This is a genomic window from Mycolicibacterium hippocampi (assembly GCF_010723735.1).
GTDB classification, from domain to species: Bacteria; Actinomycetota; Actinomycetes; order Mycobacteriales; family Mycobacteriaceae; genus Mycobacterium; species Mycobacterium hippocampi.
The window spans coordinates 2,502,408-2,515,832 of the sequence record NZ_BLLB01000002.1; the positions used below are offsets into that span (position 1 = coordinate 2,502,408).

Consider the following 13,425-nt stretch of genomic DNA (forward strand, 5'->3'; position numbering starts at 1 on the left):
TTCGAGCCGGCTACGGGGTGCTTTTGGCCGCCTGCTCGGCGGCGTGGTCCTCGATGGCCTTGCCGATCGCATGCGCGGCGCGGTCCACGAACTCGGTCCCGCTACCGGTCACCCAGTCACACGACGCGGCCGGCGCTGCGAGTTGGCCGGTGAAGTGCGGGATCACGTGCTGCGCGAACAGTTCGTAACTGTGCAGTTTCGCCGCGGGAGGGGCCCAGTCGTGATCGAAGAGCAGGAAGGCGCCGAACCCGCCGTTGCTGGCCTCGACGAGGTCTTCGATCTTGGCGACCGCGTCTTCCGGCGCGCCGATGACCGCGAAGCCGGATTCCCGGTTGTTCGCGATGATCTCGGCGGCGGTGTCTCCCTGAACCGGGCCTGCAGGCAGGATGTGGGTGAAATAGCGGGAGAATTCCGCGATTCCGTACTCGACGTCGCGCTCGGCCTGCTCACGGGTGTCGGCCAGATGCATCGGCCCGACAAGTCGCCACTTCGAGCGGTCGGCGACGTGCCCGTGCTCGAGCGCGACCTCCTCCCACGTCGACCAGTGCTGGGCGAGCAGGTCCATTCCCTGTTTGGCGGTGGCGGCGATAGAGAGCATTCCGATCCCGTGCTTTCCGGCGCCGCGCGGACCGGTGGGGGAGAAGGACGCCGCGACCGCGACGTCGAAGCAGGGATCGCTGTAGGGCCGCAGCTGTAACCGCGCGTCCTGGAGGGTGAACCCGTCGGTGTGCATCGTGACGGTTTCGCCGCGCAGCAGGCGCATGATCGCGTCGAGGGACTGCTCCATGCGCGGCCGCTGCTGGTCGGCCGGGATCCCGAGCATATGGGCATCCGAGGTGAGCTGGCCTGGTCCGCAGCCCAGCATGGCCCGGCCGCGGGTGAGGTGGTCGAGCAGCACCATCCGGTCGGCGAGCATCAACGGGTGGTGGTAGGGCAGTGAGCTCACGCCCGTGCCGAGCTTGATGTGTTTGGTGCGCTCGGCGGCGGCGGCGATGACGACCTCGGGGGAGGCGATGATCTCGAATCCCGCGGAGTGGTGCTCGCCGATCCATGCCTCCGAGAAACCGAGGCGGTCCATCAACACGATCAGGTCGAGGTCTCGTTCGATGGCAAGGGTGGGGTTCTGTCCGACGGGGTGGAAGGGGGCCATGAAGTTTCCGAAGCGCATCCGCCCATTGTGTCCAGGTGACGGGTCCTGATGTCAGCGTTTCCTCCCGGATCATCGGCTCGTCGCCGGCTGGACGGTATGAGGTGCTCCGAAGTCCTCTACCGTGGAGATGATCGATCTTGGAAGTCGGCGGCGTTTCCGTATGCGGCCAGATGGCAATACGGCCATGATCGCGTCGCGGCCGCTCCCGCGCGTGTTCGGACTGAGGAGGAGAGGCCCATGTCGGAGTTGGAGGAGTTCGGTGACGAGCACGCTCCGGAACCCGTGGAGCCGACGTACGCCGAGCACCTCCACCCGGCCCGCCCCCGCACGTTGCGGTTCCGGCCCCGCGTCAAGGCGCCCTTCACGCGCCGGTCGATCGCCCAGGACGGGTCGGCGAACGGCAACAACCCCGCTTACGTCGAGTGGTTGCGCGCCCAGTCGATGCTCGCCGACGCCAACGAGATCAGCCAGCAGTTCTCCGGTCAGGGTTCGATGTGGCAGAACCCGTATGCCACGCCGAATCCGCGCGCCGCGGTGGACACCGCCTCGGTCTGGTTCACCGCCTACCCGCTGTCGCTGATCACCCGGCCCGACGAGTCGTTTCTCAAGGCGATGGCCAGTGACGAGATGTGGCAGGCGTTCGCCGAGATCGGGATCGAGGCGATACACACCGGTCCGGTGAAGCGCGCCGGCGGTATCTCGGGATGGCAGTACACCCCGAGTGTCGACGGCCACTTCGACCGGATCAGCACCCAGATCGACCCCGCCTTCGGGACCGAGGACGAGTTCCGCCAGATGTGCGCCACCGCAACGTGGTACGGCGGCACCATCATCGACGACATCGTTCCCGGCCACACCGGCAAGGGAGCCGACTTCCGGCTCGCCGAGATGAAGTACGCCGATTACCCGGGCATCTACCACATGGTGGAGATCGATCCGAGGGACTGGCACGAGCTGCCCAAGGTGCCCGCCGGTGCGGACTCGGTCAACATCGACGCCGCCACCGAGGAATGGCTTGCCAAGGCGGGCTACATCATTGGCCGTCTCCAACGTGTCATCTTCTACGCCGAGGGGGTCAAGGAGACCAACTGGAGCGTCACCCGGCCGGTCACGGGAATCGACGGGGTCGAGCGTCGCTGGGTCTACCTGCATTACTTCAAAGACGGTCAGCCCTCGATCAACTGGCTGGACCCGTCGTTCGCCGGTATGCGGATGGTCATCGGCGACGCCCTGCACTCGCTGGCAGACCTCGGCACCGGCGCGCTACGTCTGGACGCCAATGGTTTCCTGGGGGTCGAGAAGGCCGCGTCCGAAGGCAGTAGCGCATGGTCGGAAGGCCATCCGCTGTCCGAGGCGGCCAACCACCTGATCGCGAGCATGGTGCGCAAGGTCGGCGGGTTCACCTTCCAGGAACTGAATCTCACCATCGACGACATCCGCCAGATCGGTGAGGCGGGGGCGGATCTGTCCTACGACTTCGTGAACCGGCCCGCCTACCACCATGCACTGGCCACCGGGGACACCGAATTCCTCCGGCTGACACTGCGCACCACCCTCGAGCTGGGGGTCGACCCGGCGTCGCTGGTGCACGCACTGCAGAACCACGACGAACTGACTTACGAACTGCTGCACTGGGAGAACGGTCACCGCGACGACATCTACACCTACAAGGCTGCCGAACTCACCGGCGAACAGATCGCCCATGCGGTGCGCAGCGATCTCATCGAGCGTCTGACGGGCCCGGACGCCCCCTACAACAGCCTGTTCACCACCAACGGCATCGCGTGCACGACGGCGACCGTCGTCGCCGCGGCACTCGACATCCGCGAGCTCGACTCCATCGAGGACATCGACCTCATCCGGCGCGCGCACCTGCTGCTGGCGATGTTCAACGCGTTGCAGCCGGGAGTGTTCGCGTTGTCCGGGTGGGATCTGTGCGGAATGCTGACACTGCCGATCAGCAAAGTGTCCGAACTGGTTTCCGGCGGCGACACCCGCTGGATCAACCGGGCTGCCCACGACCTGATGGGTATCAACCCGCACGCGCACCAGTCGACTGCCGGCATGCCGCGGGGCCGCAGCCTCTACGGGACGCTGCCCGAACAGCTCGCCGACGACACCAGCTTCGTGCGGCAGTTGCAGGCCATCCTCAAGGTGCGATCACACTACGGCGTCGCGACCAGCCGCCAGCTCGACATCCCGGAAGTGTCCCACCGCGGAATGCTGGTTCTGGTCCACGAGCTCGATGGGGAAGGACGCCTGCAGCTGACGGTCCTGAACTTCGCCCACGAGCCGATCGCCGGGACCGTGCGCTCGGAGCACCTACCTCCGGGGGCGCGGGTGTCCGACATGTTCACCGGACACGAGCTGGCGGCCGTTGACGATCTGCACAGCTTCGCTGTCGAGTTGACCCCGCTGCACGGGATGTCGCTGTTGGTGGAGAGCCAGGTCGAGGCCGACCCCGTCCTTCAGCGTTGAGGTCGAGCCCAGCCGTTCAGTTCAGGAACCGGTCGAAATAGCGCGTTCGCCAGCGCGGCAAACGAATTCGGCGAGCCATAGCATGCGGGAGCCGCAAACTTCGGTTGGCCGGCGACGGCGGAGGTGACGACGCTCGCAGAAGCGCCGACCTCAGTGTCCTGACGGCGAGTCGGTGCCGGTGAGGCGGTCGCGGTGCATCACGCCGTCCTTCATGACGAGGAGCAGGTTGGTCTCCGGCTGACACAGGATCCGAGCGTCGCGCAGCGGGTCACCGTCGACCACGAGAAGATCGGCGAATGCGCCTGGCCGGATGGTGCCGAGTTGGCCCGTCATCATGAGCAGATCGGCGTTGACCGCGGTCGCCGACCGGACGACGTTGCGGGACTCGTCCAGCTCTGAACGAAGCTGCAGCTCCCGCAGCTGGCTGCGGCGGGCGTCGGGACCCCACAGATCGGTGCCCAGGGCGATAGGCACACCATGCTTGCGCGCCCAGGAGTAGACGGTTCGCCCTTGCTCGATGGCATGGGTGATGTTGCCCACGACGGTGCCCGAGAGTCCGTTCTCTCCAGCACTTTCCACCCGCTGGACCAGGGAGATGAACGTGGGATCGAAAAACGCCCCGTGCTCACCCATCAACGCAACCGTCTCTTCGTCGACGAAGTTCGCGTGTTCGATCGATCGGACCCCGGCCTGCAGGCAGCGTCGAACAGCCTCATCGGTGTACGCGTGGGCCATCACGTAGGTGTCGCGAGCGGTGGCCTCCTCGACGGCCGCCGCCAGTTCCGAAGGCGAGAACTCATAGCGGGTGGCGTGGGATTTGGCGGGGAATACCACCCCGCCGGACGCGAAGAGCTTCAGCTGCGTTGCGCCCAGGCGCAGTTCCTCGCGGGAGGCCCGGCGCACCTCATCGACCCCGTCGACGATGACGGACATCACCGAGTGCGGCATCGCGTGTCCACAAGGATCGACAGACTCGTCCACGGTTCGGAAGTCCGCACCTCCGCCGGTCTGGGTCAACGCCCGTCCCGAATAGAACAGGCGGGGCCCTAAAATGTCACCCTGCTCCAGCCGACGGGCGATGCGGTGGTCGGCCCCGCCTGCCTCCCGGACAGTGGTGAAACCGTCCATCAGCGCACCGCGCAGGTATCCTGCTGCAGCCGCTGCGATCTCGTCCACCGTGGCCGCGGCGTTGCGTGGGCTCAGCGACAGCCCGGTGACGTGGGCGTGGGCGTCGATCAAGCCCGGCATCAAGGTCCGGCCGCCGACGTCGATCACCCGCTGCAGGCCGGACGCCGGGCCATCACCGCCGACGCTGCCGATCCTGTTGCCGTCGACGGTGACTCGGCACGGCTCGGTGAGTTGGTCGGCGTCGTCCAAGACGAGCCGTGCGTTGACGAACAGCGTCGAGCTCATCGGGTGTCCTTGGTCAAGAATGCGAAGAACCGGTACGACGGATCGCTCGCGTCCGGCGCTCCCCTCTGGGTCTGCCGTGTTATCGGGTGGCTCAGGTCGACGGTTGAGGGGTCGTTCACGTGCGCCCAGTCGGTGACGATCGTCCGTTCGGCGATTCGCCACGTGTCGTCCCGCTTCTGGTACCTGTCGAGATAGCGCCCGCCTACGATCACGTCGACGTCGTGATCGCCCGCGCCGAACGTGTGCGTCGCGATTGTGTATATCTCGCCTTCGGCGGTGTGGCCGCTGACGCCGAAGTTGACCGTCGTGATGTTGTGCTGCATCGACCGTAGATACGGGCGGGCGGCGTCGAGTTCGCGAAGGAAGCCATCGGCAGAGCCGGTCGAGAAGCCGCCGTGGCCGTCTTCGGCGTCGTGGTGGTAGAGCGTTCGCAGTGTCGCCATGTCCCCGCGATCGACGGCGCGGCAGTAGCGGTGCGCCAACTTGTGTAACTCGAACTCGTCCAGCATCTGCTGCAGCCGGGGGTCCATTGTCATGGCTTGTCCCGCAACCGCACCATCCGGGTGGTCGAGCTCTCGTCGAGTTCTACGACATCGGTGCGGGATCGCAGGAAATCGCTGAACGACTTGAATCCCAACGACTTCTCGCTGAACGACGGGTCCATGCGCTTCATCTGGGCTTTCACCGCGGAGTTGTGCAGCCAGTCCGCGTCGTCCTTCTCCAGCCCGATCCGCAGCGCCCGGGTCAGCAGCCCGGTGGCCGTGGCCTGCGGGTCCGGCGGCTCCGGCTCCTCGGGGGGCTCGGACTTGGCGGCTGCCTTGGCCCGCCCGGACCGTTTCTTCGGCGCCGGTTTCTCGTCGGTGGTGTCGCTGGGGCCGGGGCTGGGTTCCAACACCGGGATCCCCGGCAGCGTGTCGTAGGTGACGAACTCGTCGCACGCCGCCGCGAGCATCCGGCTCGACGATCCGGCCACCCCGATCCCCACCACGTAGCGGCCGAGGCGCTTGCACCGCTGGGCGAGCGCGATGTAGTCGGAGTCGCCGGCGACGATCACCACATGTGTCAGATCGGGCAGCCGGAACATGTCCTCGACCGCGTCGACGGCCAGCCTGATGTCGGCCCCGTTCTTCCCGTAGGCCGCAGCGGGGAACAGCTGCACAAGGTCGACCGCGCGTCCCACCAGCTGGCCGCGGTAGCCGGCGTTGATGTCGGCCGACCAGTCGGCATAGGCCCGGGTCAGCACCAGGGTGCCGAATGACGACGCGAAATCGATGATGGCCCCGACGTCGACTGTGGCGCGCGCCAGCCGGCCGGGGTCGTCGTCCAGACCCTTCGCCTTGTCACGCTGGAAAGAGTTGCGGCCGTTGACCTGGTCGTACCGCGAGATCACGATGTTGTCGAAGTCGAGGTACACCGCAACGCGGGCGGCGGCGCCGGATTCCGTCATGGCCCCAGTGTGCTCGATGAACCCCCCGGGTAGTCCCTCGACCGTGAGGATTCACTCAAGTCACCCCCGCAACACGGCTGATCGCGCACCATGAGAACGGTGAGCAGCGCCGCGACGGGTCCTGAACCGACCCGACACACCGTGCTGGCCGAAGCCGACAGCGGCGCCTACCACTCGCTGCGGCAACGGCCCGTGACCCGGGCCGAGCGGTATGCGCTCGGCAAGAGCCTGCGCAAGCGGGTGCCCCGACGATCGATGGCCGACTGGACTCCGCCCGCGGACCGACCCGACCCGATCGAGCTGATCAACGCCAACCATCGAGGCCGGCTGGAACCGTTGATCCCGGTCCGGGTGGGGCGCATGGTCGCCTCCCCGTACGGATTCCTGCGCGGCACTGCTGTGGTGATGGCCGACGACGTGGCCCGGCTACCGGCGACCGGTATCAGGCCGGTGGTCTGCGGTGATTCGCACCTGGGCAACTTCGGTTTCTACGCATCGCCGGAACGTGACCTGGTGATCGACCTCAACGACTTCGACGAGGCGCACCCGGGTGGCTGGGAGTGGGACCTGCGTCGCCTGGTGGCCAGCATCTGGGTGGCGGGTCGCCACAACGGTGCCTCCGAGGACGACTGCGGCTCCGCGGTGCGCTCCTGCGTCTCGGCCTACCGGCGGGAGCTGCGGCGACTGTCGAAGGAGCCGCTGTTCTCGCGGTCCTTCGCGCGGCTGGACGTCGACCAGCTCGAGGGGGAGGCAGCCGGTCCGCTGGCCGACGAGGTACGGCGTTCGGCCAAACGGGCGCGCAACCGCACCAGCGACCGCGCGCTGCCGCGATTCACCAAGGAGGTCGACGGTGTCCGCAGGATCGTCGAGGAGCCGCCGCTGATCAACCGGCTACCGCAGCGGGAGGCCGACGCGTTGGCCGAGGCGCTCGACGACTACCTGCCCACCCTGTCCACCCACTGGCGCCGCGTGCTGGGTGGTTACACCCTGCTCGATGTCGCGCAGAAGGTGGTCGGGGTCGGCAGTGTCGGGCTGCGCGCGTATGTGGCCCTGCTGGAAGGATCTTCACCGGAGGACGTGGTTTTCCTGCAGCTCAAACAGGCCCGCCGCTCGGTCCTGGCGCGCTACGTGCACGGCGAATCCGCGCTGCATGCGCATCAGGGTCAGCGGGTGGTGGAGTACCAGCAGGCGCTGCAGACGGTCAGCGACCCACTACTGGGCTGGACCACCGTCGACGGCCTGCAGTACTACGTGCGGCAGTTCCGGAACATGAAGGGGACCATCCCGCTGGACGCGATGGACTCCAAGGCGCTCATCGACTACACGGGTGTGGTGGGTCAGTTGCTCGCCAAGGGCCACGCCCGCACCAGCGGCGCCTCGATGATCGCGGGCTACCTCGGGCAGTCGAAGAAGGTGGACAAGGCGTTGGTCACCTTCGCCCGTCGATACGCCGACCAGACCGAAGCCGACCACGCCGCGTTGGTGGCCGCTGTGGACCGGGGACGGCTGCCGGTCGAGCGTGGTGTCTGAGGGTCGAGTGTCTGAGGGCCGAGTGTCTGAGGGTCGAGGGTCTAGGGCTCGACGAGCCTGCGCAGGTTGTCGAGGCTGGCGGACAGCACCCGGCCGACCTGGCGGGACGCGATGTGGTCGGCGAGCAGCCCGAGCACTCCGCCCGGTGACTGGTAGGTGAGCCGGAACGTCACCTTCGTGCCGTCATGGCCCGCGTCCCGCAGCCGGAACCGGCCGCGGATGCTGACCCCGGTGATGCTGACCCATGCCAGATCGCGCGCGGGGTCGAACTCGACGAGCTCGATCACGCCGCCCACCGGCGCCGCGCCGATCTTCCAGTGCACGGTGTAGCGGGAACCGATGCCGGCGGGGCCGTCGGTGACGGTCTCCCACCGTTCCAGGTTCGGCATGAAATCCGGGTAGTGGTCGGGGTCGCTGACAATCGACCACACGGTGTGGCGGTCGGCCCGCAGGATCCGGTGGCGTTCGACGCGCATCAGCCGATCACCGGGAACCTGCGCTCGGCCGCCAGTCGGTCCACACCGGCCTGCAGGCTGGCTCGGACCGCCTCGTCGACCGTGTCGTCGTCCCCGTCGACATCGATCGGGTCCTGGACCTCGATGGTGATCTTCGCGGGCAGCGGCACATGCCCGGCCAGGTCACTGATGTTCAGGCCCCACGGAAGGGCCAGCGAGATCGGCACGCTCTTGAGCCGCAGCCGCTTGTCCACCCCCAGCAGTCTGGCCAGCCATTGTCCGCGGTCCAGGAACAGCGCGGTCTCCTGGCCGCCGACGCTGGCCACCGGCACGATCTGCACCCGGGCTTCGCGGGCGAGTTGGACGTAGCCTTTGCGGCCGCCGAAGTCGACGACGTTGCGCTGCCACGACGGGCGGAAGACCTCGTAGTCACCACCCGGGTAGACCAGCAATGCGCTGGCCCGCCCGGCTTGCAGCGCCAGGCGGGCGTTCTCCGGGGTCGCGGCCACCGTGCCGAACTTCCGGAGCCAGCCCAGCCCGGGTGCGGACACCACCAGATTGTGGGCGAGCTGGAAGAACGGCCGCTCCACCCCGAAGTAGGAGCAGAAGGCCAGGGTGAACACAAAGGTGTCCGGTGGGACGTTGCCACCGCTGTGGTTGCCCACCAGCAGCACCGGTTTGTCGGGCGGAATCCGGTGCAGCCCACGAACATCGGCCCGGAAGTACAGCGACGCGAGCAGCCAGGTCCCGGGCAGCCGATCGCGGATGTAGTCGGGATCGCGATGGTCGAGGTCCGCCTCGGGGACTTGTGGCGTGACCTGCTTTTTCGCCCAACCGAGGGCATCGTCGAGCAGGGAACGCGCCGACATCGTCACGCGGCTCCGGTGACTGCGACAACCATCCTGGCGAACCCCCTCGTCCGTGCCCTTCTTTGCCGCGCTGCACCTGCGGTGCACTCCAGTACTGCCCCGATGTTTCCGGCGTCAAACTGGCGGGCGGCCCGACGACCGGGGGCGGGTAGCCTGAGACCATTCCCATCCGACCTGAGTCCGGCGGCCCGTTCCGCGTTGCCGTGCTGGCACCGATCGCGTGGCGGACGCCGCCGCGCCACTACGGGCCGTGGGAGCAGTTCGCCTCCCTGCTGACCGAAGGTCTGGTGGCGGCCGGTCACCACGTCACCCTGTTCGCGACCGCGGACTCGATCACCACCGCCGCTCTGCATGCGACCGCAGCGACCGGATGGTCCGAGGACGAGACGATCGACGCCAAGGTCGCCGAGTGTCTGCACGTTGCGTCGGTCTTCGAACGCGCCGACGATTTCGACGTCATCCACAACGGGTTCGACTTCCTGCCGCTGACCTACAGCGCCCTGGTCGCGACGCCGGTCGTGACGACCATCCACGGCTTCTCGTCGGAGCGGATCGTTCCGGTCTACGAGCGCTACGACAGCACCACCACCTACGTGTCGATCAGCGACGCCGACCGACACCCGAACCTGACCTACGCCGCCACCATCCACCACGGCATCAACACCAGTGCGTTCACCACCCACCCCGAGCCGGGCGAGCATCTGTTGTTCTTCGGGCGGATCCACCCCGACAAGGGCACCGCTGACGCGATCGAGGTCGCCCGCCGTAGCGGCCGCCGCCTCGACATCGCCGGAATAGTCCAGGACGAGAGATACTTCCGTGACCAGGTCGCTCCGCACATCGACGGCGACCGGGTGCGCTACCTCGGCGCCGTCGACGCCACCGCCCGTGCCGAAGTGTTGGGCGGTGCACACGCGCTGCTGCACCTGATCGACTTCGACGAGCCGTTCGGCTACAGCGTGGCGGAGGCGATGGCCTGCGGCACGCCGGTGATCGCGAACGACAGGGGGTCGATGAGCGAGCTGATCACGCACGGCGTCACCGGCGCTCTGGTCACAGATATCGACTCCGCGGTCGCCGCCGTCGCCGCTGTCGCCGACCTCGACCGCAGCCGGATCGCGGCGATCGCCGAAGAGCGCTTCGCCGTGGAGGTGATGGTCGACAAGTACGTGGACGTGTACCGCACAATCACCGACCGACGGTGAAAGCGCCTCTGCGCAAGGGAAACCCGTTGCCGCTCAGGTGCAGCAGTCAGGGTTGAGCACCGCGCACAGCGCGCCGAGCGCGTCGGTGGCCACCCGGTGGTAGACGTTCATGCCCCGCCGTTCGGATTCGACGAAACCGGCGCGGCGAAGTTGGGCCAGGTGATGGCTGACGGTGGATTCGCCGAGTCCGAGGACCCCAGCGAGGTCTCCGCTGTTTTCCGCACCGGCCGCCGAACTGTAGAGCAGCGACATGATCTTCACCCGTGCCGGGTCCGCCAGCGCCTTGAGGCGCAGCGCCACCTGCAGCGCATCGTCGTCGCTCATCGGGCCGGCGGCCACCGGCGCGCAGCACACCGGTGCGGAGATGTCGATGGTCGGCAGGGTCTTGGGCACGGCTCGATTCTGCCAGAAGATTGACATATATCAAAAAGGTGGCAGTGTGGCGGTAGCGCGCTAATTCGATATAAGTCACACAGGTATGGAGGTTCACATGTCCCGAGTTCAACTCGCCCTCAACGTCGACGACCTCGACACGGCGATCACGTTCTACACCAAGCTGTTCAACACCGCACCCGCCAAGATCAAAGACGGGTACGCCAACTTCGCGGTCGCCGAGCCGCCGCTCAAACTGGTCCTCATCGAGAACCCGGGCAAAGGCGGTTCGATCAACCACCTCGGCGTGGAGGTGGCGACGAGCGAGGCCGTGCACACCGAGATCGGCCGGCTCAGCGCCGAGGGTCTTTTCACCGAAGAGGAGATGAACACCACCTGCTGCTTCGCCACCCAGGACAAGGTGTGGGTCACCGGACCCGCAGGGGAGAAGTGGGAGGTGTACACGGTTTTGGCGGACTCCGAGGTGTTCGGCGCCAGCCCGCAGCATGCCGAGGGCGGTACCGGGGAGACCGGCGTCTGTTGCGGCGCTGACGCGGGCGACAAGGCGGAGAACGCCTGCTGCTGACGAATACCGTGATTTGCTGCGGACCCGGCGGCAGCGCCATAGATTGGTAGCGAGTTCGGCCACGCCACGCGCCGACCCACCAGAGGTGCAGGGTTGTGATTGCGAATTTCAAGACGGCGATGAGGCTGGCCGGAATGCGCCCCCTGCCGCGATGGCCCGCCCGCTCTGTGGTGGATCTGGCCGGCAAGCGGATCCTGTTGACCGGTGCGTCGTCGGGGATCGCACCGACCCGCGCCTACGACGGGGTGGCGGCGCTCACCCCGCAGGAGGCGGCCGACTGGATGGTGCCCGCTGTGGATGCCGCTGATCGCGTGGTGTGTCACGCGCCAGCGGGTCTCGGCCCCCACCTGGGTCGGTGCCGGTGTCGGTTTCGCCGGGGTGATCCTGGTGCTGCAGCCGCAGGGCCACAGCTTCGGCATCGGTGAAATGTCAGCGGTTGCCGGCGCGCTGTTCCTGGCTGTCGCCATGATGTCGGTGCGTTGGCTCGGCGCGACCGAGCCGATGACCCGGATCCTGTTCTACTACTTCCTGCTGTCTACGGTCATGGCGATCCCGCTGGCTGTCATCGACTGGCAACCGTTCCCGGCCCGGGCGTGGGGCGGGTTGATCGGTCTCGGGTTCGCCCTGTTGTTCTCGCAGGTTTTCATCGTGCTGGCCTACCGGTACGCATCGGCGGAGAAGGTCGGCCCGTTCATCTACACCGTGATCGTGTTCACCGCGCTGATCGACTGGATCATCTGGGACCACCGCCCCACGCTGACAACGTATCTCGGGATGGCGCTGGTCATCGGCGGTGGCCTGGTGGCGGTGCGCAGCAGGAACCGCGTCCCCGCGGGCACACCGGCCCTGGTGTCCCCGCCATGACCGTGCCGATCCACCCCGACGACATCACCGCCGAGGTGTTCCGGTCGTTGACGGGCCTGAACCAGGTCACGGACGTACACCTCACCGGTGCCGATCACGGCACCGCCGTGCGGGCGCGACTGGAGGTGACGGGCCCGCCGGGCACGCCGCGGCGGGTGTTCGCCAAGCTGACTCCCACCCGGCCGGTGGAACGGCTGTTCGACAATGTGATGCGGTTGGGGCGCAACGAGGTCGAGGTCTACCGGCGGCTGGGACCGGATCTCGGCGACGTGGCACCGACGGTCTACGGCGCCGCGTCGAGCGGGGGCAGGTCCGTGCTGTTGATGGAGGATCTGGCGCAGGCCGGTGCCCGCTTCGGCGACGTCGCCGGCTCGTGCACCCGCGACGAGGCCGTCGCGGTGGCCAGGGCGCTGGCCGGATTCCACGCGATGTTCTGGCAGTCGGCCCGGTTCGCGGCGGATCTGGCGGCGTTCACCCCGCCCGCGGCCAGGTCCGTGTCGTGGGGCCCCCAGACCTGGAGGCTGCTTGCCCTGCTGCCCCGCCGGTACCACGACGTCGTCCCGGCGAGGGTCCGCGCCGACGCCGTCCTGCTGCGCACCCGGCGCAGGGCCGTCGCCGCGGCGCTGCGCGATTTCCCGCTGACCTTCCTGCACGGCGACACCCACCGCGGCAACGTCTGTTTTGTCGGCGACCGCCCCGTCCTGTTCGACTGGCAGGTCGCTGCGCAGGGCCCCGGCCTCAAGGATCTCGCCTACTTCGCGGTCACGTCGCTGGAGCCCGAGCTGCGGCGCAGCGTCGAACGCGAACTGCTCACCGAGTACCTCGACGTGCTGTGTGCGCGGTCCGGGCCCCGGCTGCAGGTCGCAGCGGCCTGGGACGACTACCGGATGCTGGCCGTCACCGCCTACATCGCGGCCGCGGTCACCGCGGCTTTCAGTGGACGGCTGCAGGGGGAGGAGGTGACCCGCGCCGGCCTCGACCGCGGCGCGCAGGCGGTGCAGGACCTCGATTCGTTCGCCGAGCTCCGGCGACGCATCGGCGAGCGGTGAAAGCCCC

Annotated in this window: 13 protein-coding genes and 1 pseudogene; 7 read left to right on the forward strand and 7 right to left on the reverse strand. The window is 67.7% G+C overall.

From position 1 onward, the window contains the following. Positions 1–10: 10 nt before the first annotated feature. Entirely contained in the window at positions 11–1,168 is a 1,158-nt protein-coding gene (locus G6N53_RS13175; protein ID WP_163888939.1) for an LLM class flavin-dependent oxidoreductase, read from the reverse strand. A gap of 219 nt (positions 1,169–1,387) precedes the next feature. Between G6N53_RS13175 and treS the strand changes: the two genes are divergently transcribed. Next, complete coding sequence (gene treS / locus G6N53_RS13180; protein WP_163888941.1) at positions 1,388–3,628, forward strand: maltose alpha-D-glucosyltransferase; 2,241 nt, start codon at positions 1,388–1,390, stop codon at positions 3,626–3,628. Positions 3,629–3,778: 150 nt separating this feature from the next. Here treS and G6N53_RS13185 read toward each other — a convergent pair whose 3' ends face one another. The 3 genes from G6N53_RS13185 to G6N53_RS13195 are packed head-to-tail and all read right to left on the reverse strand — an operon-like array spanning position 3,779 to position 6,488. Beyond that, positions 3,779–5,041: a metal-dependent hydrolase family protein gene (locus G6N53_RS13185; RefSeq protein WP_163888942.1), complete on the reverse strand. Its 1,263-nt coding sequence runs from the start codon at positions 5,039–5,041 to the stop codon at positions 3,779–3,781. Further along, entirely contained in the window at positions 5,038–5,571 is a 534-nt protein-coding gene (locus G6N53_RS13190; RefSeq protein ID WP_371870886.1) for a nuclear transport factor 2 family protein, read from the reverse strand. The genes G6N53_RS13185 and G6N53_RS13190 overlap by 4 nt, the downstream gene beginning before the upstream one ends. Positions 5,572–5,573: 2 nt before the next feature. Next, positions 5,574–6,488 carry an NYN domain-containing protein gene (locus G6N53_RS13195; RefSeq protein ID WP_163888945.1) on the reverse strand — a complete coding sequence of 305 codons (915 nt, stop codon included), beginning with the start codon at positions 6,486–6,488 and terminating at the stop codon, positions 5,574–5,576. Positions 6,489–6,578: 90 nt separating this feature from the next. Between G6N53_RS13195 and G6N53_RS13200 the strand changes: the two genes are divergently transcribed. Next, positions 6,579–8,018: a DUF2252 domain-containing protein gene (locus tag G6N53_RS13200; RefSeq protein ID WP_163888946.1), complete on the forward strand. Its 1,440-nt coding sequence runs from the start codon at positions 6,579–6,581 to the stop codon at positions 8,016–8,018. A 41-nt stretch (positions 8,019–8,059) separates the two neighbouring features. Here G6N53_RS13200 and G6N53_RS13205 read toward each other — a convergent pair whose 3' ends face one another. Together G6N53_RS13205 and G6N53_RS13210 are read right to left on the reverse strand one after the other, a co-directional pair. Continuing rightward, on the reverse strand, positions 8,060–8,494 hold the full coding sequence (locus G6N53_RS13205) for an SRPBCC family protein (protein ID WP_163888948.1): 435 nt from the start codon (positions 8,492–8,494) through the stop codon (positions 8,060–8,062). Continuing rightward, a complete protein-coding gene (locus G6N53_RS13210; RefSeq protein WP_163888950.1) occupies positions 8,494–9,342 on the reverse strand; it encodes a 1-acyl-sn-glycerol-3-phosphate acyltransferase in 849 nt (282 codons plus the stop codon). The genes G6N53_RS13205 and G6N53_RS13210 overlap by 1 nt, the downstream gene beginning before the upstream one ends. 203 nt (positions 9,343–9,545) lie before the next feature. On the opposite strand from G6N53_RS13210, the gene G6N53_RS13215 reads away from it, so the two are divergent. After that, positions 9,546–10,547 (forward strand): glycosyltransferase family 4 protein, encoded by a 1,002-nt coding sequence (locus G6N53_RS13215; protein WP_163888952.1) that lies wholly within the window; start codon positions 9,546–9,548, stop codon positions 10,545–10,547. Between the two features lie 33 nt (positions 10,548–10,580). Here the strand turns inward: G6N53_RS13215 and G6N53_RS13220 are convergent, their stop codons facing one another. Then, on the reverse strand, positions 10,581–10,940 hold the full coding sequence (locus tag G6N53_RS13220) for an Rv2640c family ArsR-like transcriptional regulator (RefSeq protein ID WP_163888954.1): 360 nt from the start codon (positions 10,938–10,940) through the stop codon (positions 10,581–10,583). A 97-nt stretch (positions 10,941–11,037) separates the two neighbouring features. Between G6N53_RS13220 and G6N53_RS13225 the strand changes: the two genes are divergently transcribed. From G6N53_RS13225 to G6N53_RS13235, 4 genes and pseudogenes are all read left to right on the forward strand, one after another. Further along, positions 11,038–11,505 (forward strand): ArsI/CadI family heavy metal resistance metalloenzyme, encoded by a 468-nt coding sequence (locus G6N53_RS13225; RefSeq protein WP_163888957.1) that lies wholly within the window; start codon positions 11,038–11,040, stop codon positions 11,503–11,505. A gap of 119 nt (positions 11,506–11,624) precedes the next feature. Further along, positions 11,625–11,726 (forward strand): annotated as a pseudogene (locus tag G6N53_RS30620) (short-chain dehydrogenase); the annotation flags it as partial. Positions 11,727–11,802: 76 nt separating this feature from the next. After that, a complete protein-coding gene (locus G6N53_RS13230; protein WP_163888958.1) occupies positions 11,803–12,369 on the forward strand; it encodes a DMT family transporter in 567 nt (188 codons plus the stop codon). After that, positions 12,366–13,418, forward strand: coding sequence for a phosphotransferase (locus G6N53_RS13235; RefSeq protein ID WP_163888959.1), 1,053 nt, complete (start codon positions 12,366–12,368; stop codon positions 13,416–13,418). Before G6N53_RS13230 ends, G6N53_RS13235 begins: the two co-directional genes overlap by 4 nt. Positions 13,419–13,425 lie beyond the last annotated feature (7 nt).

Bases quoted from the DNA above. Each gene is read 5' to 3' on its own strand.
- G6N53_RS13175 (WP_163888939.1), bottom strand. From the start codon at position 1,168: ATGCGCTTCGGAAACTTCATGGCCCCCTTCCACCCCGTCGGACAGAAC.
- G6N53_RS13210 (WP_163888950.1), bottom strand. From the start codon at position 9,342: ATGTCGGCGCGTTCCCTGCTCGACGATGCCCTCGGTTGGGCGAAAAAG.
- G6N53_RS13230 (WP_163888958.1), top strand. From the start codon at position 11,803: ATGCCGCTGATCGCGTGGTGTGTCACGCGCCAGCGGGTCTCGGCCCCC.
- G6N53_RS13190 (WP_371870886.1), bottom strand. From the start codon at position 5,571: ATGGACCCCCGGCTGCAGCAGATGCTGGACGAGTTCGAGTTACACAAG.
- G6N53_RS13235 (WP_163888959.1), top strand. From the start codon at position 12,366: ATGACCGTGCCGATCCACCCCGACGACATCACCGCCGAGGTGTTCCGG.
- G6N53_RS13200 (WP_163888946.1), top strand. From the start codon at position 6,579: ATGAGAACGGTGAGCAGCGCCGCGACGGGTCCTGAACCGACCCGACAC.
- G6N53_RS13195 (WP_163888945.1), bottom strand. From the start codon at position 6,488: ATGACGGAATCCGGCGCCGCCGCCCGCGTTGCGGTGTACCTCGACTTC.
- treS (WP_163888941.1), top strand. From the start codon at position 1,388: ATGTCGGAGTTGGAGGAGTTCGGTGACGAGCACGCTCCGGAACCCGTG.
- G6N53_RS13185 (WP_163888942.1), bottom strand. From the start codon at position 5,041: ATGAGCTCGACGCTGTTCGTCAACGCACGGCTCGTCTTGGACGACGCC.
- G6N53_RS13225 (WP_163888957.1), top strand. From the start codon at position 11,038: ATGTCCCGAGTTCAACTCGCCCTCAACGTCGACGACCTCGACACGGCG.
- G6N53_RS13205 (WP_163888948.1), bottom strand. From the start codon at position 8,494: ATGCGCGTCGAACGCCACCGGATCCTGCGGGCCGACCGCCACACCGTG.